We start from the raw sequence: 17,721 nt of genomic DNA, 5'->3' as shown, positions 1-17,721 counted from the left end.
CCACGTTCAGGTGCCTGCCAAGGCCGATGCCTGGTGGATGATGCCTCCACCCAGGCAGACCTCCCCGTCGTAGAGCACCGCCGATTGACCGGGGGTGACGGCCCACTGGGCTTGCGGGAACTGCAGCGCAAACCGGTCCGCGTCTACTGAAGTGATGTGGCAAGGGGCGTCGGATTGGCGGTAGCGCGTTTTGGCTGCGATGGTTGCTGCAGGCGGCGCTGTGCCCGCGACCCAGCTGGCATTCAGCGCCTCCAGCCGCTCGGAGAGCAGCCATGGGTGGTCATGGCCTTGCACGACCCACAGGGTGTTGTTCTGCAAGTCCTTGCGGGCCACGAACCACGGAGTGTGCTCGCCGCCGCCGCGTTGTGCCCCTTTGGCTTTGATGCCGCCAATGCCCAGCCCTTGGCGCTGGCCCAGCGTGTAAAACGACAAACCTACGTGCTCCCCAATGGTGTGGCCCTTGGGGTTTTTGATGGGGCCGGGCTCTTTGGAGATGTAGCGGTTCAAAAACTCCCGGAACGGGCGCTCGCCAATAAAGCAGATACCGGTGGAGTCCTTCTTTTTGGCGTTGGGCAGGCCAATTTCATCCGCAATGCGGCGCACTTCGGTTTTGTGCAGCTCACCGACGGGGAACAGGGTTTTGGACAGCTGTGCCTGGTTCAGGCGGTGCAAAAAGTAGCTCTGGTCTTTGGCCGGGTCGAGGCCTTTGAGCAGCTCATAGTTGGCAGTTGTGTCGTTATGGCGCACCCGCGCGTAATGTCCGGTGGCAATTTTTTCGGCGCCCAGTCGCATGGCGTGGTCCAGAAAGGCCTTGAACTTGATTTCGGCGTTGCACAGGATGTCCGGGTTCGGGGTGCGGCCCGCTTGGTACTCCTGCAGAAACTCGGCAAACACCCGGTCGCGGTACTCGGCCGCAAAGTTGACGTGCTCAATCTCGATGCCCAGCACGTCGGCGACGGCGGCGGCGTCTACAAAGTCGATGTTGGAGGAGCAGTACTCGCTGTCGTCGTCATCTTCCCAGTTCTTCATGAAGATGCCGACCACCTCGTGACCCTGCTGTTTCAAGAGGTGCGCGGTGACGGCCGAATCCACGCCCCCGCTCAGGCCCACTACGATGCGTTGCTTGCTCATGCTGCAATTTTAGCCCTGCGCAGGGGGCGCTGCTTGATGTGCCAAATTGGCCTTTGGCGCTCGTGGAATGTGCGCGAGTAGCTATGATTTTGGTAGCGTTGTTCGCGGTGCCCAAACACTGGCATCGGTCTGCACCAGCTCCAGGGGATAGCGCTGCCCGCGCAGGTAGTCTTCCATGCATTGCAACACCAGCGGGCTGCGGTGCCGATCGCGGCTGGCACGGACTTCGTCCGGCGTGAGCCACACGGCACGCACGATGCCGTGGTCCAGCACCCACCCGTCAATCGCTTGGCCCGCAGCGCCGCAAAAGGCAAAACGCAGATAGGTGATGTCTTCCGGCCCATGGGCGCGCTCTCGTACCGACCGGGACAGGTAGATGCCCACCAGCGCTTCCGGGGTGAAGGGATGGGCCGTTTCCTCCAGCACCTCCCGGATGCAGCCCTCGGCCGGGGACTCGCCGGGGTCCAGGTGCCCGGCGGGGTTGTTGAGCTGCAGGCCCTCGGCCGTACGCTCTTCTACCAGCAAAAAACGGCCGTCCCGCTCAATCACCGCGGCTACGGTCACGTGGGGTTTCCATCGGTGGGTCATGTTGGATTATGTGTATTTCATGCAAAAGTCTTTGCCGTCAACGCCTACTTTAGCCCCATGGAATGCAGGGAAACTCATGTAAGCTAACAGACAGCTTGTTTTCCAACTCTATAGGAGTGCCCCATGCACATAGGCGTACCCGCTGAAACCTTGGCGGGAGAGACCCGAGTTGCCGTGACCCCGGAGACAGTCAAAAAACTGAAATCCCAGGGCCACACGGTGCGTGTTCAATCCGGTGCGGGCATCGCTGCCAGCGTGACCGACGAGGCCTATGTCGCTGCCGGTGCCGAAATCACCGACGCTGCTGGCGCATTCGGCAGTGAATTGGTGCTCAAGGTCCGCACGCCGGTGGATGCCGAACTCGCCCAGATGCGCCCGGACAGCACCGTGGTGGGCATGCTCAACCCGTTTGACGCCGAAGGCCTGCAACGCCTGGCCGCCGCCCAACTCAACGCCTACGCGCTGGAAGCGGCACCCCGCACCACCCGCGCACAAAGCATGGACGTGCTCTCCAGTCAGGCCAACATCGCCGGTTACAAGGCCGTGATGATGGCGGCCGATAAGTACCAACGCTTTTTCCCCATGCTGATGACGGCTGCCGGCACTGTCAAAGCGGCGCGCGTTGTCATTCTCGGCGTTGGCGTGGCCGGTTTGCAGGCCATCGCCACCGCCAAGCGCTTGGGCGCAGTGATCGAAGCCTCGGATGTGCGTCCCAGCGTGAAGGAGCAAGTCGAATCCTTGGGTGGCAAGTTCATTGACGTGCCCTACGAAACCGATGAAGAAAAAGAAGCCGCTGTCGGTGTGGGCGGCTACGCCAAGCCCATGCCCCAGAGCTGGCTGGACCGCCAGAAGGCTGAGGTTGCCAAGCGCGTGGCGCAGGCTGATGTGGTGATCAGCACCGCGCTGATTCCCGGTCGTGCGGCCCCCACGCTGATTACCGAAGACATGGTCAAGTCCATGAAACCCGGTTCGGTGATTGTGGACATCGCGGCGGGCAAGGGCCCCAACGGCGGCGGCAACTGCCCGCTATCCGAGGCCGACAAAACCGTTGTCAAACACGGCGTCACGCTGATTGGTGAGACCAATCTGCCGGCGCTGGTCGCGGCAGATGCCTCGTCCCTCTATGCGCGCAACGTGCTGGACTTCCTGAAGTTGATCATCAACAAGGAAGGTGCCTTGCACGTGGACCTGGAAGACGACATCGTGGCAGCCTGCCTGGTGACGCAGGGCGGCGAAGTGCGCCGCAAGTAAACCGCGCACCTCACCTCACGCCCCACTTCATTCACTTACCCCTTCAAGGAGCGACACCATGGAAATGGTTTCCCCCACCATACTGAACCTGATCATCTTTGTGCTGGCCATCTATGTGGGTTACCACGTGGTCTGGACCGTGACCCCCGCACTGCATACGCCGCTGATGGCCGTGACGAATGCCATTTCTGCCATCGTCATCGTGGGCGCCATGCTGGCTGCGGCACTGACAGAAACCACCCTGGGTAAATCCATGGGCGTGCTGGCCGTGGCCTTGGCGGCGGTCAATGTGTTCGGCGGCTTCATGGTCACCCGCCGCATGCTGGAAATGTTCAAGAAGAAAGAAAAGAAAGCATCCACTGCAGGAGCCAAAGAATGAGCCTGAACCTCGTTACCCTGTTGTATCTCTTTGCCAGCGTCTGCTTTATCCAGGCGCTCAAGGGCCTGTCCCACCCTACCACCTCGATCCGCGGCAATGTGTTCGGCATGGTGGGTATGGCAGTGGCCGTGTTCACCACCGGCGCTCTGATTTTCAAGCTCGCAGGCCAACTCGGTCAGGACGGCATGACCGGCATGGCCTGGGCGCTGGGCGCCTTGCTGGTAGGCGGCACCGCCGGCACTGTGATGGCCAAGCGCGTGGAGATGACCAAGATGCCGGAGCTGGTGGCCTTCATGCACAGCATGATCGGTTTGGCAGCAGTATTCATTGCGGTGGCTGCAGTGGCCGAACCTTGGGCCTTCAGCATTGCGGAAAAAAGCGGTGCCATTCCCGGTGGCAACCGGATTGAGTTGGCCTTGGGCGCGTTCATTGGCGCGGTGACCTTCAGCGGCTCGGTGATTGCCTTTGGCAAGTTGTCCGGCAAGTACAAGTTCCGCCTGTTCCAGGGCGCCCCGGTCACCTTCCCCGGCCAGCACAAGCTCAATCTGGTGCTGGGCCTGGCGTCTGTCTTCTTTGTGTTCGGCTTCTGGCATTCCCAGAGCCCTGTGGACTTCGCCTTGATTCTGGCGCTGGGCTTTGTGATGGGTGTGCTCATCATCATCCCCATCGGCGGCGCCGACATGCCGGTGGTGGTGTCCATGCTCAACAGCTACTCGGGTTGGGCGGCAGCAGGCATTGGCTTCAGCCTGAACAACAGCATGCTCATCATTGCCGGCTCACTGGTGGGCTCCAGCGGCGCCATCCTGAGCTACATCATGTGCAAGGCAATGAACCGCTCGTTCTTCAATGTGATTCTGGGCGGTTTCGGTGGCGACGCGTCTTCGGGCCCGGCGGGTGCTGCGGTGCAACGCACCGTCAAGAGCGGCAGCGCGGACGATGCCGCCTTCGTGCTGGGCAATGCTGAAACCGTGGTGATCGTGCCCGGCTACGGCCTGGCCGTGGCCCGTGCGCAGCACGCCGTGAAAGAACTGGCTGCCAAGCTCACCGAGAAGGGCATCACCGTCAAGTACGCCATTCACCCGGTGGCGGGCCGTATGCCCGGCCACATGAATGTGCTGCTGGCCGAAGCCGAAGTGCCTTACGACCAGGTGTTTGAGATGGAAGACATCAATGGCGAATTCGGCCAAGCGGATGTGGCCATCATCCTGGGAGCCAACGACGTGGTGAATCCTGCAGCCCACACCAAGGGCAGCCCGATTTACGGTATGCCTATCTTGGAGGCCTACAAGGCCAAGACCATCATCGTGAACAAACGCTCCATGGCCGCAGGCTATGCCGGCTTGGACAACGAGTTGTTCTACATGGACAAGACCATGATGGTGTTCGGCGACGCCAAGAAGGTGGTGGAGGATATGGGCAAGGCTATCGAATAGGTGCAGCTGCCTAAGGTGGGCCCCCTAAAGGTAAATACCGTGGGCGGGCCTGCCCCGCTGCATAAGAATAGCGGGCTACACGAAAAATACCGGAGACACAGGACATGACAGAACGCGTTTGGCTCAGCAGCTACCCACAAGGTGTGCCTGCCGATATCGATCCCGCCAAATACCCTTCTTTGGTGGCGTTGTTGGAAGAGAGTTTCCAAAAGTACGCCAGCCGGGTTGCCTACAACTTCATGGGCAAGGATGTCACTTTCGGCCAGACGGACAGTTTGAGTCTCGCCTTCTCCGCGTATTTGCAAGGCTTGGGCCTGGTCAAGGGCGACCGCGTGGCCATCATGATGCCCAATGTGCCCCAGTATCCGATTGCAGTCGCAGCCATTCTGCGGGCTGGCTTTGTGGTGGTGAATGTGAACCCGCTGTACACCGCGCGCGAGTTGGAGCATCAGCTCAAGGACTCTGGTTCCAAAGCGATTGTCATCATCGAAAACTTCGCCCATACCCTGGAGAAGTGCATTGCAGCCACCCCCGTGAAGCATGTGGTGCTCTGCTCCATGGGCGATCGCCTGGGCCTGCTCAAGGGCACGCTGGTGAACTACGTGGTGCGCAACGTCAAAAAAATGGTGCCCGCGTTCAACCTGCCCAACGCAGTGCGCTTCAATGAAGCGGTGGCGCGTGGCACCAAGGCACCGTTCAAGAAAGTGGACATCAAGGCCGACGACGTGGCGGTGCTGCAGTACACCGGAGGCACCACGGGGGTCTCCAAAGGCGCGGTGCTCCTGCACCGCAACGTGATTGCCAATACCTTGCAGTCCGAGGCCTGGTACGCACCCGCCATGGCCAAGGTGCCGGCGGAGCAGCAACCCACCACGGTGTGTGCGCTGCCGCTGTACCACGTGTTTGCCTTTACGGTGGGCATGATGTTGTCCATGCGCACGGGCGGCAAACTGATCCTGATCCCCAACCCGCGCGATATTCCCGGTGTGCTCAAAGAGCTGTCCAAGCACACCATCCACAGCTTCCCTGCCGTGAACACCTTGTTCAATGGTTTGGCGAATCACCCCGACTTCAACACCGTGGACTGGAGCCACCTGAAAGTGGCGGTGGGCGGCGGCACGGCGGTGCAGAGCGGTGTGGCCAAGCTGTGGTTTGAGAAAACCGGTTGCCCTATTTGCGAGGGATATGGCCTCAGCGAAACCTCGCCTACGGTGAGCTGCAACCCCATCACCTCCAACGAGTACACCGGCACGATCGGCGTGCCCTTGCCCAGCACCTCCATGAAGTTGCTGGATGACGACGGCGTGGAAGTGGCGGAAGGCCAGAGTGGCGAAATTGCCATCAAGGGCCCCCAAGTCATGGCCGGTTATTGGCAGCGTCCGGATGAGACCGCCAAGGTCATGACGCCGGATGGCTACTTCAAGACCGGCGACATCGGCGTGGTGGATGCCCGTGGCTTCTTCAAAATCGTGGATCGCAAGAAGGACATGATTTTGGTGAGTGGCTTCAATGTGTTTCCTACCGAGCTCGAAGACGTGGTCACCCAGATGCCGGGCGTATTGGAGTGCGCATGCGTGGGCGTGGTCGATGCCAAGTCCGGCGAGGCGGTCAAACTGGTGATTGTCAAAAAAGATCCCAACCTCAGTGAAGAAGATGTGCGCAACTTCTGCAAGGAAAACCTGACCGGCTACAAGCAGCCGAAGGTGGTGGAGTTCCGTGCCGATCTGCCCAAAACCCCGGTCGGCAAAATTTTGCGTCGGGAGCTGCGCGAGAAGTAAGCGAGCCCAAGGAGCTACCCGGGCTCCAACGCTACAAAAAGCGGCCTGCGGGCCGCTTTTGTTTTGCTCCGCTTGCTAAGCTTGCGGTGATTCCAATGACTGCTACCTCTCATGACACCACCTGCTCCTATCGCCATCTTGAGTGCCCTTGCCGAGGAGCAAGAAGGGCTGTTGGAGTGCATGACCGACGTGCAGCGGGTGGTGCATGCCGGGCGGGTGTTTTGGTGTGGCCGTCTGCAGGGTGTACCGGTGGTGCTGGCGCTCTCCCGCATCGGCAAGGTGGCGGCCGCTATCACGGCCACGGCACTGATTGCCCATTTCGGTGTGCAGCAGCTGGTGTTTACCGGGGTGGCAGGTGGCGTGGGTGCGGGCGTGCAGGTGGGAGATGTGGTGGTGGGTAGCCAGTATGTGCAGCACGACATGGATGCGTCGCCGCTGTTTCCCCGTTATGAAATCCCTCTGACCGGGCGCGCGGTATGGGATGCCGATGCCTCGCTGCTTGCGCAGGCCTGCGAGGCGGTGCGCCGTGTGCAGCCGGCCCTGTGTACAGGCGTATTCAGTGCCACGCTGCACCAGGGTCTGATTGCGAGCGGAGACCGCTTTGTCAGCAGTGCGGCAGAAGTCGCCGCGCTTTTGGCGGGCATGCGGGCGGTTGGCTTCCATCCGATGGCGGTTGAGATGGAGGGGGCGGCTGTGGCGCAGGTGTGCGCCGACTATGGTGTGCCGTTTGTCGCCCTGCGCACTATCTCAGACCGGGCCGATGACAGCGCACATGTCGATTTCCCGCGTTTTGTGCAGGAAACCGCCAGCGTGTATGCCAAGGCCATCGTTCTGGAAATGCTTGATTTGCTATCAAACAAATAGCTGCTCGCGCATATTCCACGAGCGTTACAGCCCTAAATAATGCTCAACGCAGCCAGCCGCGCTTGTAAAAGTACCACATGGGCACCAAGGCACTGGCGACCATCAGCGTCACGGTGTAGGGGTAGCTCCAGCCGCCCAAGAACTCCAGCTCCGGGAACTTGAGGTTCATGCCATAGACGCTGGCTACCAGTGTCGGCGGGAGCAGGGCCACGCTGGCCACCGAGAAGATCTTGATGATCTTGTTCTGGTTGATGTTGATGAAACCTACCGTCGCATCCATCAAGAAGTTGATCTTGTCGAACAGGAAGGCGGTGTGCGAGTCCAGCGAGTCAATGTCGCGCAAAATTTGGCGCGCTTGCTCGAACTGTTCGGCATTGAGCATCTTGCTGCGCATCATGAAGCTCACCGCGCGGCGGGTGTCCATCACGTTGCGGCGAATGCGGCCACTCAAATCTTCGTGGCGGGCAATGGCGCCCAGCGCTTCGCCGGCGATGGCATCCGTCACGTTGCCGGAGAGCACTTTTTTACTGACTTTTTCCAGCTCGTCGTAAATGCCTTCCAGCGTGTCGGCGGAGTATTCGGCGTCCGCGTCAAACAGCTTAAGCAGCACTTCTTTGGCGTCTTCAATCAGGCCGGGTGCGCGGCGTGCGCGCATGCGCAGCAGGCGGAACACTGGCACGTCTTCATCATGAATCGAGAAGAGTACGCCCTTGCTTTTGAGGTTGTCATTGACCAGGTTCAAGATGAACGCGGCGCGCACCGTGCGGGGCTCGTCGTCGTCCGCAATCAAAAAGTCGCTGCGGATATGCACGTCGCCGTTGTCTTCGGCGTAAAAGCGGGCAGATTCTTCGATGTCCTCGTCCATCGCATCGTCGGGGATGGACAAGCCGTAATACTGTTTGACCCAGCGCTTTTCTTCGAGCGTGGGGGATTCCAAGTCCACCCAGATAGGCTGGAATTTGGAAAGCTCTTCAAGCGACTCGATTTCTTCCTGAAAAAGTCGGCCATTGGCGAGCGTAAAGATGTTGAGCATGGCTCACTCCCAAATAAGATGGCTGCAGGCGGGGTTTGGGTGCTTTCAACCCCGATGCAGTGGTGGGAGTTGAAAGCTACCGACTAGGGTAGGTTTCCAAGGAGCGTTCTCCGGTAATTCAGAAGCGGAAATTATCGCACTGCGCCGGGTGATAGAGTGATTGCCCGCCTTCCGGGTTCCCCACTTTTATCCATCCATGCCCATTTCATTGAGTCCCCAGCGCGAGCGCTGGCTGCTGATCACGCTGGCCGGTATCCAGTTCACCCATATTCTGGATTTCATGATCATGATGCCGCTGGGGCCGGCGCTCACAACGCTGTTCCGCATCAGCGATGCCCAGTTCGGCATGCTGGTGTCCGCCTACACCTTGGCCGGGGGCGCGTCTGGCTTGCTGGCCTCTACGTATATCGACAAGGTGGATCGCAAGCGCCTGCTGCTGGTGCTGTATGGGCTGTTTGCACTTTCCACCCTGGCCTGTGGTCTGGCTCCCACCTATGAAACCTTGATGCTGGCGCGGGTCTGCGCCGGGGTATTCGGTGGGGTGTTGTCCGCGTTGAGCCAAACCATTGTGGGGGATGTGATTCCTTTCGAGCGTCGGGGGCACGCCATGGGCATTGTGATGACCTCGTTCTCCGTGTCTACCGTTGCAGGTGTGCCGCTGGGCTTGTTTTTGGCCGCCCACTTCGGCTGGCACATCCCCTTCTTGTTGATTGCGGCGGTGTGTGTGCTGTTTGCGGTGTTTGCTTACCTGACGCTTCCGGCCATGAGTAGCCACTTGCAGGCGCACGCTGCGGTGTCCGCCTGGAGCCGGATTGCCGAGGTGCTGCGCGATCGCAATCATTTGCGCGCCTTTGTGTTTTCTGCCTTGCTGATGTTCTCCGGCTTCACGGTCATTCCTTACATCACCATCTTCATGCAGGCCAACGTCGGCCTGCGCGCGGACCAGGTGCCGTATGTCTACTTGTGCGGAGGCGTGGGCACCCTGATCACCGCGCGCTGGTTCGGGAGCCTGGCGGATAGCTGGGGCAAGTTCCAGACGTTTCGGGCCATTGCGCTGGTGTTCTTGTTGCCCTTGGTGGGCCTCACCTTGTTAGGCAACGTGGGCTTGGTGGGGGCCTTGGCGGTGTCGACGCTGTTTTTTGTGTGTGGCAGCGGCCGCATGATTCCGGGCATGGCCATGTTGACTTCGGCTGCCAATCCGGCGTTGCGCGGGACGTTCATGACCTTGAATGCCTCCGTGCAGTCTGCGGCCATGGGGCTGGCGGCTTTGGCGGGTGGCGCCATCATCAGCCGGGATGCTGCGGGCTTGGTGCAACACTATTGGGGCTCTGCGCTGATCGGTGCAGTTGCCAGCGTGTTGGCGGTGCTTGTTGCGAGTAAATTGAACCTGCACCAGGCAGGTGCAAAGCCCTGAAAAAAGAAGCCATTATTTGCTGCAGTGCATTACAAAAAAGACTTTGCAATTGCCCTCAAACGGGCGCATAGTGGATTCATAGAGAGCGCAAATCGTTTAACAAGTTTGAGTGCCAACTGCCCGTAAAGCAGAAGGCTTTTTCAACCCTGAGAGCAACTGGAGGCTATTTATGAATTTGACGATCAGCGGTCATCACCTTGAAGTTACCCCGGCCCTGCGTAGTTATGTCACGACCAAGCTCGATCGCATCATGCGCCACTTCGATCAAGTGGTAGACGTTAAAGTGCTGCTCACCGTTGAAAAGCAAAAGGAAAAAGACCGACGACAGCGCGCGGAATGCAACATCCATGTCAAAGGCAGCGACATGTTTGCAGAAAGCGCCCACGAAGATTTGTACGCTGCCGTGGATGACTTGGTCGACAAGCTCGATCGCCAAGTGGTCCGCCACAAAGACCGTTTGCAAAACCACCACCATGAGGCCCCCAAGCGGTTGATGTAATTCCGCAGTAGGGACAACAACCCAAAAACCGCCCTGACATGGGCGGTTTTTTTATGTGCATAATCCGTTCGTACCATGAACCGTCTCGCGTCCATCCTCCCTTCCGCGCAAGTGCTTGCGCATGTCGATGTCACCAGTAAAAAGCGTGCTTTCGAAGAGGCCGGGTTGCTGTTCGAAAACCTGCACGGCTTGAGCCGGGCCCTAGTGACCGACAGTTTGTTCTCCCGCGAGCGCTTGGGTTCCACCGGTCTGGGTCACGGGGTTGCCATCCCGCATGGCCGTATCAAGGGCCTCAAGTCTCCCATGGCTGCGGTGTTCCAGTTGGTCCATCCCATCGGGTTTGACTCCCCGGACGACGTGCCCGTCAGTCTGCTGATTTTCTTGCTGGTGCCCGAAGCCGCAACGCAAAAGCACCTCGAAATCCTGTCCGAAATTGCCGAGCTCTTGAGCGATTCCGGCTTGCGTGAGCAAATCACCAGTTGTGGTGATGCCGCCTTGCTGCACTCCTTGATTGCCGGCTGGCAATCCGCCCGCGCCGCCTGAGCGCAGGCACGCTCTGAGGTCCTGCATTGAAACCCACCGCTGTCAGTGCCGATGCTCTCTTTGAGGAGTTTCGGGCGCATCTCCGTTGGGAGTGGGTGGCAGGCTTAGGTGCCTCCGAGCGCCGTTTTGATGAAGTTGCCATCAAGGCGGCCCGCTCTGGCGCGGATCTGGTGGGCTACCTGAATTACATCCACCCGTATCGCGTGCAAATTCTCGGCGAGCGGGAAATCACCTACATCACCAATGCGACACCGGAAGACTGCGCGCGCCGTATTTCCCGCATCGTGACCTTGGAGCCGCCGGTACTGGTGTTGGCCGATGGCCAAGTGGCGCCGCAGGCCTTGTTGGCCATGTGCGAGCGGGCGCAGATTCCCATGTTTGCGACCAAAGAGTCTTCCGCCTTTGTGATCGATGTGCTGCGGGCGTATTTGTCCAAGCATTTTGCCGATCGCCTGTCCATGCATGGCGTGTTCATGGACATTTTGGGGCTGGGCGTATTGATCACCGGGGAGTCCGGGCTGGGCAAGAGCGAGCTGGGCCTGGAGTTGATTTCCCGGGGCAATGGCCTGGTCGCTGACGACGCAGTGGATTTGTTCCGCATCAACCAGACCACGATCGAGGGGCGCTGCCCTGAGCTGTTGCAGAACCTGCTGGAAGTGCGCGGCATCGGCCTGCTGGATATTCGCGGCATCTTCGGTGAAACCGCTGTGCGCCGTAAAATGCGCCTCAAACTGATTGTGCATCTGGTACGTCGCGAGACCTTGGAGCGCGAGTACGAGCGCATTCCCTATGAGCCCCTTACCCAGGACGTGCTGGGCATTCCGGTGCGCAAAGTGGTGATTCAGGTGGTTGCAGGACGCAACATCGCGGTGCTGGTGGAGGCTGCCGTGCGCAACACCATTCTCCAGCTGCGCGGTATCGATACCTACCAGGAATTTGTCGAGCGCCACCGCAAGGCGATGGCACAAGGCCACTAGTTGTTGGTGTTGCGGTGCGGGCAATCGCCCTTGGTGCAGTTGGCGTATAAGCTCAATGCATGGTCAGAGATGGCGAAGCCCTTGGCCTTGGCCACTGCGTGCTGGCGCTTCTCAATTTCGGCGTCGTAAAACTCTTCCACCCGTCCGCAGTCCAGACACACCAAATGGTCATGGTGTTGGCCTTCGTTGAGCTCGTACACGGCCTTGCCACTCTCGAAATGGCTGCGGCTCAGAATGCTGGCTTGTTCAAACTGGGTCAGCACGCGGTAGACGGTGGCCAAGCCCACGTCCGAGCGTTCTTGCAGCAGCACGCGGAACACGTCTTCGGCAGTCATGTGACGTTGTGTGCCGCGCTGGAAAACCTCCAGGATTTTGAGGCGGGGCACAGTGGCCTTCAGGCCCGTATTTTTTAATTCTTCGATATTGCTCATCGGCACATTCCCGGCATGGTCATCAAACAGGCCAACAGGGGCCAACCGCTACAATGCCACGATCATATCGCCCTTCAATTTTCATGCCACTTACCACCCGCTATCGCCTTCGTTTTGTTGCTGCAGGCCTGCTTGCCGCCGCGTTGGGGGCCTGCAGTTCGGTGGGGCCAACCGGCGATCAGGTAGCCCGGGCAGTCACCCCGTACAAGATTGATATCGTCCAAGGGAATGTGGTGACCCGTGAGCAGCTGGCGGTGTTGCGCCCCGGCATGCCACGCGCCATTGCGCAGGATGTGCTGGGGACGCCGCTGTTGACCAGCGTGTTTCATGCTGACCGGTGGGACTATGTGTTCACCCTCAAGCGCCAGGGCAGTGAGCCACAAGCACGCAAGGTCACCGTGTTTTTTGCCAACGACGCGATCAGCCGCATTGAAGCGGACGATTTGCCCAGCGAGACTGAGTTTGTGTCCACTCTGCGCTCCGGTGTGAAGTTGGGGCCTGCACCTGCGTTGAAGGCATCTGAGGAAGCGCTGAAAAAATTCCCGGCGCCTAAAAAGCCGGAGGCGCCGGTGGCACCTGCGCCGGCCAGCGCCGCATCCGCAACTGCCTACCCCCCGCTGGAACCCGGCGGACTTTGATTTTTCCTATTTCACTTCTTTAGACCATGACCCATTCCATCGCCATTGCAGGCGCTTCCGGCCGCATGGGCCAGATGCTGATTGACGCCGTCCAAGCTGCAGACGATTGCACGCTGGCCGGCGCGCTGGATATTGCCGGCAGTCCTTCCCTGGGTCTGGACGCCGGCGCCTTCTCTGGACAAGCTACTGGTGTGTTGATCACTGCAGATGTGCGCGAAGGCCTGAAGAACAGCCAGGCGCTCATTGACTTCACCCGCCCGGAAGGCACGCTGGCCCACTTGCAGGTGTGCCGCGAATTGGGTGTTGCGGCCGTGATCGGAACCACCGGATTTACCGACGAGCAAAAAGCCGAAATCGCCGAGATTGCCAAGTCCATCCCCATCATGATGGCGCCCAACATGAGCGTTGGGGTGAACGTGACCTTGAAGCTGCTGGAGATGGCGGCCAAGGCGCTTGCCACCGGCTATGACATTGAAATCGTGGAAGCCCACCACCGTCACAAAGTGGATGCGCCTTCTGGCACCGCACTCAAGATGGGTGAAGTGATTGCCGACGCCTTGGGCCGCGACTTGAAGGAATGTGCTGTCTACGAGCGCTACGGCGTGACTGGCGAACGCGGCCCTTCCAGCATCGGCTTCGCCACCATTCGCGGAGGCGATATCGTGGGTGACCACACCGTGCTATTTGCAGGCACCGGCGAGCGGATTGAGATCAGCCACAAGTCGTCGAGTCGCGCCACGTATGCCCAGGGCAGCTTGCGCGCTGTGCGTTTCCTGGCCGGTCGTGCGCCGGGGCTGTATGACATGTTTGACGTCCTGAATTTGAAATGACCCCGCTACAGCTGCTTTTCCAGGGAGATGCGGTTCATACCGCCGTGGCGTTGATATTGCTCTGCATGTCCATCGCCGCTTGGTTTGTGATTTTCTGGAAAAGCTGGTTGCTGCAGCGCGCGCTGACGGACGTGTCGCGCAGCACAGCGGCCTTTTGGCAAGCGGCGGATGTGAATGCCGCTTTGGCGGCGCTACCCGCATTTGACCGGGAGGGCCTGGTCTTGCCCCTGGTCCAAGCCACGCAGACCCAAGGTGCTGGGACGCTGGCAGCTGCCGGTGACAGGGGCCAACAACTCACCCGCGTCCTGCGTGACGCGTTGCACGGCGTGTTGCAACGCTTACAGTCCGGTCAGGTATTGCTGGCTACTGTGGGATCGACTGCCCCCTTCGTGGGACTGTTGGGCACGGTATGGGGCATCTACCATGCGCTCATCAGCATCACCGGTGGCGGGCAAGTCAGCATCGACAAAATCTCCGGCCCGGTGGGCGAGGCGCTGATCATGACAGCGGCTGGCTTGGCCGTGGCGATTCCCGCTGTGTTGGCCTACAACGTGTTCGGCCGTCTGGTCGCCCGTCTGGAGGCCGATCTCGAGGGCTTTGCCCTGGACCTGCGCGAGCTGCTGCTGAGCAGCCCCAAGGCGGACTGAATGGCATTCGGCCGCTTGGAACGCCCGTCCGGCGCGCAGCCGATGAGCGACATCAACATGACGCCGCTGATTGACGTGATGCTGGTGTTGCTGGTGATCTTCATCATCACTGCTCCCCTGATGGTGAGCGCTGTGAAGGTGGATTTGCCTCAGGCGCAGGGCACGCAAGCGACGGACGCTCCCAAATTTATAGCGGTCACCATTGATCCTGCAGGGCAGACCTATGTGAACGATGCGCCCATGGACAAGCCCGCTTTGGCCAATGCTTTGGCCGACGCTGCCAAGCGCAACCCGAATACCGAAGTCCGTCTGCGCGCTGACTCCACCGTGCCTTACGGCCGCGTGGTGGAGGTCATGGGTTTGGCCCAAAAAGCGGGCTTGAGCCAGATTGGATTTGTGGCCGAACCCGAGGCGTCCGCCTCTCCCTGAACCCCGCGCGCAGTGCAGCGCCTAAAATCGCACCAAGCCTCTCTTCACGGCAGCGTGACCGCTGCCCATTCCCCATGCAAGACAAGTACCAGCACCTCGACGTAGAACAAGCCGCGCAAGCCCATTGGGCACAGCCTTTGTGGAATGGCGATACCGCCTACCGTGTCACCGAAAACGCCGTGGGCGTGGACGGCAAGCCCAAGAAGAAGTTCTACGCCTGCTCCATGCTGCCGTACCCCAGCGGCAAGCTGCACATGGGCCACGTGCGCAACTACACCATCAACGACATGCTTGCCCGCTACCTGCGCATGAACGGTCACAACGTGCTCATGCCCATGGGCTGGGATGCATTTGGCTTGCCTGCCGAAAACGCGGCACTCAAGAACAAGGTGCCACCCGCCAAGTGGACCTACGAGAACATCGCCTACATGAAGGGTCAGATGCAGGCCATGGGCCTGGCCATCGACTGGAGCCGTGAAGTCGCCACCTGCGATCCCGATTACTACCAATGGAACCAGTGGTTGTTCCTGAAGATGCTGGAAAAAGGCATTGCCTACCGCAAGACCCAGGTGGTGAACTGGGACCCGGTGGACCAGACCGTGCTGGCCAACGAGCAGGTGATTGACGGCAAGGGCTGGCGCACCGGTGCGGTGGTCGAGAAGCGCGAAATCCCCGGCTACTACCTCAAGATCACCGACTACGCGCAAGAGCTGCTGGACCACGTGCAGATGGGCAACGACAAGGCCACGCTCACCGGTTGGCCCGACCGCGTGCGCCTGATGCAGGAAAACTGGATCGGCAAGTCGGAGGGCGTGCGCTTCGCGTTCACCCACGACATCCAGGATTCGACGGGTGCGCTGATCGGCGACGGCCGCATGTACGTGTTCACCACCCGTGCGGACACGGTGATGGGTGTGACCTTCTGCGCCGTGGCGCCCGAGCACCCCCTTGCTGCGCACGCTGCAGCCTCCAACCCTGCACTGGCCGCCTTCATTGAAGAGTGCAAGACCGGTGGCACCACCGAGGCCGAGCTGGCCACCCAAGAGAAGAAGGGCCTGAACACCGGCTTGTTCGTGACCCACCCGCTGACCGGCGCCCAGGTGCCGGTATGGGTCGGCAACTATGTGTTGATGGGCTATGGCGATGGCGCCGTGATGGGCGTACCTGCGCACGACGAGCGTGACTTTGCGTTTGCCAAGAAATACGGCATCGAGATCAAGCAGGTCGTCACCGCAGACGGCGAAACCTTCTCGCTAGACGCTTGGGCCGATTGGTATGGCGACAAGCAGCGCGCCGTGACGGTGAACTCCGGCAAATACGACGGCCTGGCCTACAAGGCAGCGGTCGATGCCGTGGCTACAGACCTGGCTGCCCAAGGCTTGGGCGAGAAGAAAACCACCTGGCGCCTGCGTGACTGGGGCGTGAGCCGCCAACGCTATTGGGGCACGCCCATCCCGATCATCCATTGCGATGAACACGGCGCTGTGCCAGTCCCTGAAAAAGACCTGCCCGTGGTGCTGCCGCAGGATTGCGTGCCCGATGGCTCCGGCAATCCGCTGCACAAGCACGAAGGCTTCCACGCCGGCGTGGTCTGCCCGGTGTGTGGCAAGCCCGCACGCCGCGAAACTGACACCATGGACACCTTTGTGGACTCGTCCTGGTACTTCATGCGCTATTGCGATCCGAAGAATCCGGACGCCATGGTGGCGGGTGGTACCGACTACTGGATGCGGGACCAGAATGCCGAGGCCTTGGGTGGCAAGGGCGGCAGCGGCATGGACCAATACATCGGGGGTATCGAACACGCCATCCTGCACTTGCTGTACGCCCGCTTCTGGACCAAGGTCATGCGCGACCTGGGCCTGGTGAAGGTGGACGAGCCCTTCACCAAGCTGCTGACCCAAGGCATGGTGCTCAATCACATCTACAGCCGCCGCACCGCCAAGGGCGGCAAGGAATACTTCTGGCCCAAGGATGTGGAGCATGTGCATGACGCGGCCGGCAAGGTGGTGGGCGCCAAGCTCATCGTCGAAGTCGACAGTGCCGATGGCTTGCTGCCCGTGGGCACGGCCATCGACTACGAGGGCGTGGGCACCATGTCCAAGTCCAAGAACAACGGTGTGGACCCGCAGGAGCTGATCGCCAAGTACGGCGCAGACACGGCCCGCATTTACACCATGTTCACCTCGCCACCCGAGGCCACGCTGGAGTGGAACGACTCGGCCGTGGAAGGCAGCTACCGCTTCCTGCGCCGCGTCTGGAACTTTGGCTACAAACTGTCTGCTATGGATTCTGTAGCTGCTCGCGCAAGCGTGGCGGGCGCCAAGGGCCTGAATGATGTGGAATTCGGCAAGGAGGCCAAGGCGCTCCGGCTGGAAATGCACACCGTGCTCAAGCAGGTGGACTTCGATTACCAGCGCATGCAATACAACACGGTGGTGTCGGGTGCGATGAAGATGATCAACGCGCTGGAAGGCTTCAAGGCCATGGACAGCGCCGGTGCACAAGTGGCCCTGATCGAAGGTTTCGGCATCCTGCTGCGTTGCCTGTACCCCGCTACGCCACACCTCTCGCACGCCTTGTGGTCCGAGCTGGGCTATGCCTCAGCATTGGGCGATCTGCTGGATGCGCCTTGGCCCCAGGTGGACGCGGCGGCCCTGGTGCAAGACGAGATCGAACTGGTGCTGCAAATCAACGGCAAGCTGCGGGGTGCGGTGCGTGTGCCGGCAGGCGCTGACAAGGCCGCCATCGAAGCCGCTGCGCTGGCCAGTGAGGTGTTTGTGAGCCATGCCGCAGGCGCGCCCGCCAAGAAGGTCATCGTGGTGCCGGGCCGCTTGGTCAACATCGTCGTCTGAG

Annotated in this window: 18 protein-coding genes; 14 read left to right on the top strand and 4 right to left on the bottom strand. The window is 60.3% G+C overall.

The genetic code is table 11. The features are described from left to right. Positions 1-6: 6 nt before the first annotated feature. Entirely contained in the window at positions 7-1,131 is a 1,125-nt protein-coding gene (gene mnmA, locus FDM28_RS02430; RefSeq protein ID WP_138512678.1) for a tRNA 2-thiouridine(34) synthase MnmA, read from the bottom strand. Between the two features lie 81 nt (positions 1,132-1,212). Continuing rightward, positions 1,213-1,719, bottom strand: a complete 507-nt coding sequence (locus FDM28_RS02425) for an NUDIX hydrolase (protein WP_138512676.1) — start codon at positions 1,717-1,719, stop codon at positions 1,213-1,215. 123 nt (positions 1,720-1,842) lie between these two features. Here FDM28_RS02425 and FDM28_RS02420 point away from each other — a divergent pair, with 123 nt between their 5' ends. The 5 genes from FDM28_RS02420 (at position 1,843) to FDM28_RS02400 (ending at position 7,424) form a co-directional block, all read left to right on the top strand. After that, entirely contained in the window at positions 1,843-2,970 is a 1,128-nt protein-coding gene (locus FDM28_RS02420; RefSeq protein ID WP_138512674.1) for a Re/Si-specific NAD(P)(+) transhydrogenase subunit alpha, read from the top strand. A 58-nt stretch (positions 2,971-3,028) separates the two neighbouring features. Further along, a complete protein-coding gene (locus FDM28_RS02415) occupies positions 3,029-3,349 on the top strand; it encodes an NAD(P) transhydrogenase subunit alpha part 2 (protein WP_138512672.1) in 321 nt (106 codons plus the stop codon). Then, on the top strand, positions 3,346-4,782 hold the full coding sequence (locus tag FDM28_RS02410; RefSeq protein ID WP_138512670.1) for an NAD(P)(+) transhydrogenase (Re/Si-specific) subunit beta: 1,437 nt from the start codon (positions 3,346-3,348) through the stop codon (positions 4,780-4,782). Before FDM28_RS02415 ends, FDM28_RS02410 begins: the two co-directional genes overlap by 4 nt. Before the next feature lie 104 nt (positions 4,783-4,886). Then, on the top strand, positions 4,887-6,560 hold the full coding sequence (locus FDM28_RS02405; protein WP_138512668.1) for a long-chain-fatty-acid--CoA ligase: 1,674 nt from the start codon (positions 4,887-4,889) through the stop codon (positions 6,558-6,560). A 111-nt stretch (positions 6,561-6,671) separates the two neighbouring features. Then, a complete protein-coding gene (locus FDM28_RS02400) occupies positions 6,672-7,424 on the top strand; it encodes a 5'-methylthioadenosine/adenosylhomocysteine nucleosidase (protein ID WP_138512666.1) in 753 nt (250 codons plus the stop codon). Positions 7,425-7,467: 43 nt separating this feature from the next. Here the strand turns inward: FDM28_RS02400 and FDM28_RS02395 are convergent, their stop codons facing one another. Next, complete coding sequence (locus tag FDM28_RS02395) at positions 7,468-8,457, bottom strand: magnesium and cobalt transport protein CorA (RefSeq protein ID WP_138512664.1); 990 nt, start codon at positions 8,455-8,457, stop codon at positions 7,468-7,470. A gap of 196 nt (positions 8,458-8,653) precedes the next feature. Between FDM28_RS02395 and FDM28_RS02390 the strand changes: the two genes are divergently transcribed. The 4 genes from FDM28_RS02390 to hprK all read left to right on the top strand — a co-directional run bounded on the left by FDM28_RS02390 (position 8,654) and on the right by hprK (position 11,890). Further along, positions 8,654-9,871: an MFS transporter gene (locus tag FDM28_RS02390; RefSeq protein WP_138512662.1), complete on the top strand. Its 1,218-nt coding sequence runs from the start codon at positions 8,654-8,656 to the stop codon at positions 9,869-9,871. A gap of 169 nt (positions 9,872-10,040) precedes the next feature. Continuing rightward, complete coding sequence (gene hpf, locus FDM28_RS02385) at positions 10,041-10,370, top strand: ribosome hibernation-promoting factor, HPF/YfiA family (RefSeq protein WP_138512660.1); 330 nt, start codon at positions 10,041-10,043, stop codon at positions 10,368-10,370. 75 nt (positions 10,371-10,445) lie between these two features. Beyond that, positions 10,446-10,913: a PTS sugar transporter subunit IIA gene (locus FDM28_RS02380; RefSeq protein ID WP_138512658.1), complete on the top strand. Its 468-nt coding sequence runs from the start codon at positions 10,446-10,448 to the stop codon at positions 10,911-10,913. A 26-nt stretch (positions 10,914-10,939) separates the two neighbouring features. After that, the gene (hprK, locus tag FDM28_RS02375) at positions 10,940-11,890 is read left to right on the top strand and encodes an HPr(Ser) kinase/phosphatase (RefSeq protein ID WP_138512656.1); all 951 of its coding nucleotides are present in this window, start codon (positions 10,940-10,942) and stop codon (positions 11,888-11,890) included. Here hprK and fur read toward each other — a convergent pair. Next, positions 11,887-12,321 (bottom strand): ferric iron uptake transcriptional regulator, encoded by a 435-nt coding sequence (gene fur, locus FDM28_RS02370; RefSeq protein WP_138512654.1) that lies wholly within the window; start codon positions 12,319-12,321, stop codon positions 11,887-11,889. The genes hprK and fur overlap by 4 nt on opposite strands. 83 nt (positions 12,322-12,404) lie before the next feature. On the opposite strand from fur, the gene FDM28_RS02365 reads away from it, so the two are divergent. The 5 genes from FDM28_RS02365 to leuS all read left to right on the top strand — a co-directional run bounded on the left by FDM28_RS02365 (position 12,405) and on the right by leuS (position 17,720). After that, on the top strand, positions 12,405-12,959 hold the full coding sequence (locus tag FDM28_RS02365) for an outer membrane protein assembly factor BamE (RefSeq protein WP_240791873.1): 555 nt from the start codon (positions 12,405-12,407) through the stop codon (positions 12,957-12,959). A gap of 26 nt (positions 12,960-12,985) precedes the next feature. Further along, on the top strand, positions 12,986-13,789 hold the full coding sequence (gene dapB, locus FDM28_RS02360) for a 4-hydroxy-tetrahydrodipicolinate reductase (RefSeq protein ID WP_138512650.1): 804 nt from the start codon (positions 12,986-12,988) through the stop codon (positions 13,787-13,789). Continuing rightward, complete coding sequence (locus tag FDM28_RS02355; RefSeq protein ID WP_138512648.1) at positions 13,786-14,436, top strand: MotA/TolQ/ExbB proton channel family protein; 651 nt, start codon at positions 13,786-13,788, stop codon at positions 14,434-14,436. Before dapB ends, FDM28_RS02355 begins: the two co-directional genes overlap by 4 nt. Then, positions 14,437-14,865 carry an ExbD/TolR family protein gene (locus FDM28_RS02350; protein WP_138512646.1) on the top strand — a complete coding sequence of 143 codons (429 nt, stop codon included), beginning with the start codon at positions 14,437-14,439 and terminating at the stop codon, positions 14,863-14,865. It abuts the gene before it with no gap. Positions 14,866-14,939: 74 nt separating this feature from the next. Beyond that, the gene (leuS, locus tag FDM28_RS02345) at positions 14,940-17,720 is read left to right on the top strand and encodes a leucine--tRNA ligase (protein WP_138512644.1); all 2,781 of its coding nucleotides are present in this window, start codon (positions 14,940-14,942) and stop codon (positions 17,718-17,720) included. The last annotated feature ends 1 nt before the right edge of the window (position 17,721 follow it).

Origin of the sequence: Rhodoferax bucti (genome assembly GCF_005876985.1) — a bacterium.
GTDB lineage: Bacteria > Pseudomonadota > Gammaproteobacteria > Burkholderiales > Burkholderiaceae_C > Allorhodoferax > Allorhodoferax bucti.
Note: the sequence above shows the minus strand (reverse complement) of the source record. Positions and strands in the feature narration are given on the sequence as shown.

Excerpts from the sequence above, each read along its gene's own strand:
- mnmA (WP_138512678.1), bottom strand. The coding sequence starts at position 1,131 with ATGAGCAAGCAACGCATCGTAGTGGGCCTGAGCGGGGGCGTGGATTCG.
- FDM28_RS02425 (WP_138512676.1), bottom strand. The coding sequence starts at position 1,719 with ATGACCCACCGATGGAAACCCCACGTGACCGTAGCCGCGGTGATTGAG.
- FDM28_RS02420 (WP_138512674.1), top strand. The coding sequence starts at position 1,843 with ATGCACATAGGCGTACCCGCTGAAACCTTGGCGGGAGAGACCCGAGTT.
- FDM28_RS02415 (WP_138512672.1), top strand. The coding sequence starts at position 3,029 with ATGGAAATGGTTTCCCCCACCATACTGAACCTGATCATCTTTGTGCTG.
- FDM28_RS02410 (WP_138512670.1), top strand. The coding sequence starts at position 3,346 with ATGAGCCTGAACCTCGTTACCCTGTTGTATCTCTTTGCCAGCGTCTGC.
- FDM28_RS02405 (WP_138512668.1), top strand. The coding sequence starts at position 4,887 with ATGACAGAACGCGTTTGGCTCAGCAGCTACCCACAAGGTGTGCCTGCC.
- FDM28_RS02400 (WP_138512666.1), top strand. The coding sequence starts at position 6,672 with ATGACACCACCTGCTCCTATCGCCATCTTGAGTGCCCTTGCCGAGGAG.
- FDM28_RS02395 (WP_138512664.1), bottom strand. The coding sequence starts at position 8,457 with ATGCTCAACATCTTTACGCTCGCCAATGGCCGACTTTTTCAGGAAGAA.
- FDM28_RS02390 (WP_138512662.1), top strand. The coding sequence starts at position 8,654 with ATGCCCATTTCATTGAGTCCCCAGCGCGAGCGCTGGCTGCTGATCACG.
- hpf (WP_138512660.1), top strand. The coding sequence starts at position 10,041 with ATGAATTTGACGATCAGCGGTCATCACCTTGAAGTTACCCCGGCCCTG.
- FDM28_RS02380 (WP_138512658.1), top strand. The coding sequence starts at position 10,446 with ATGAACCGTCTCGCGTCCATCCTCCCTTCCGCGCAAGTGCTTGCGCAT.
- fur (WP_138512654.1), bottom strand. The coding sequence starts at position 12,321 with ATGAGCAATATCGAAGAATTAAAAAATACGGGCCTGAAGGCCACTGTG.
- FDM28_RS02365 (WP_240791873.1), top strand. The coding sequence starts at position 12,405 with ATGCCACTTACCACCCGCTATCGCCTTCGTTTTGTTGCTGCAGGCCTG.
- dapB (WP_138512650.1), top strand. The coding sequence starts at position 12,986 with ATGACCCATTCCATCGCCATTGCAGGCGCTTCCGGCCGCATGGGCCAG.
- FDM28_RS02355 (WP_138512648.1), top strand. The coding sequence starts at position 13,786 with ATGACCCCGCTACAGCTGCTTTTCCAGGGAGATGCGGTTCATACCGCC.
- FDM28_RS02350 (WP_138512646.1), top strand. The coding sequence starts at position 14,437 with ATGGCATTCGGCCGCTTGGAACGCCCGTCCGGCGCGCAGCCGATGAGC.
- leuS (WP_138512644.1), top strand. The coding sequence starts at position 14,940 with ATGCAAGACAAGTACCAGCACCTCGACGTAGAACAAGCCGCGCAAGCC.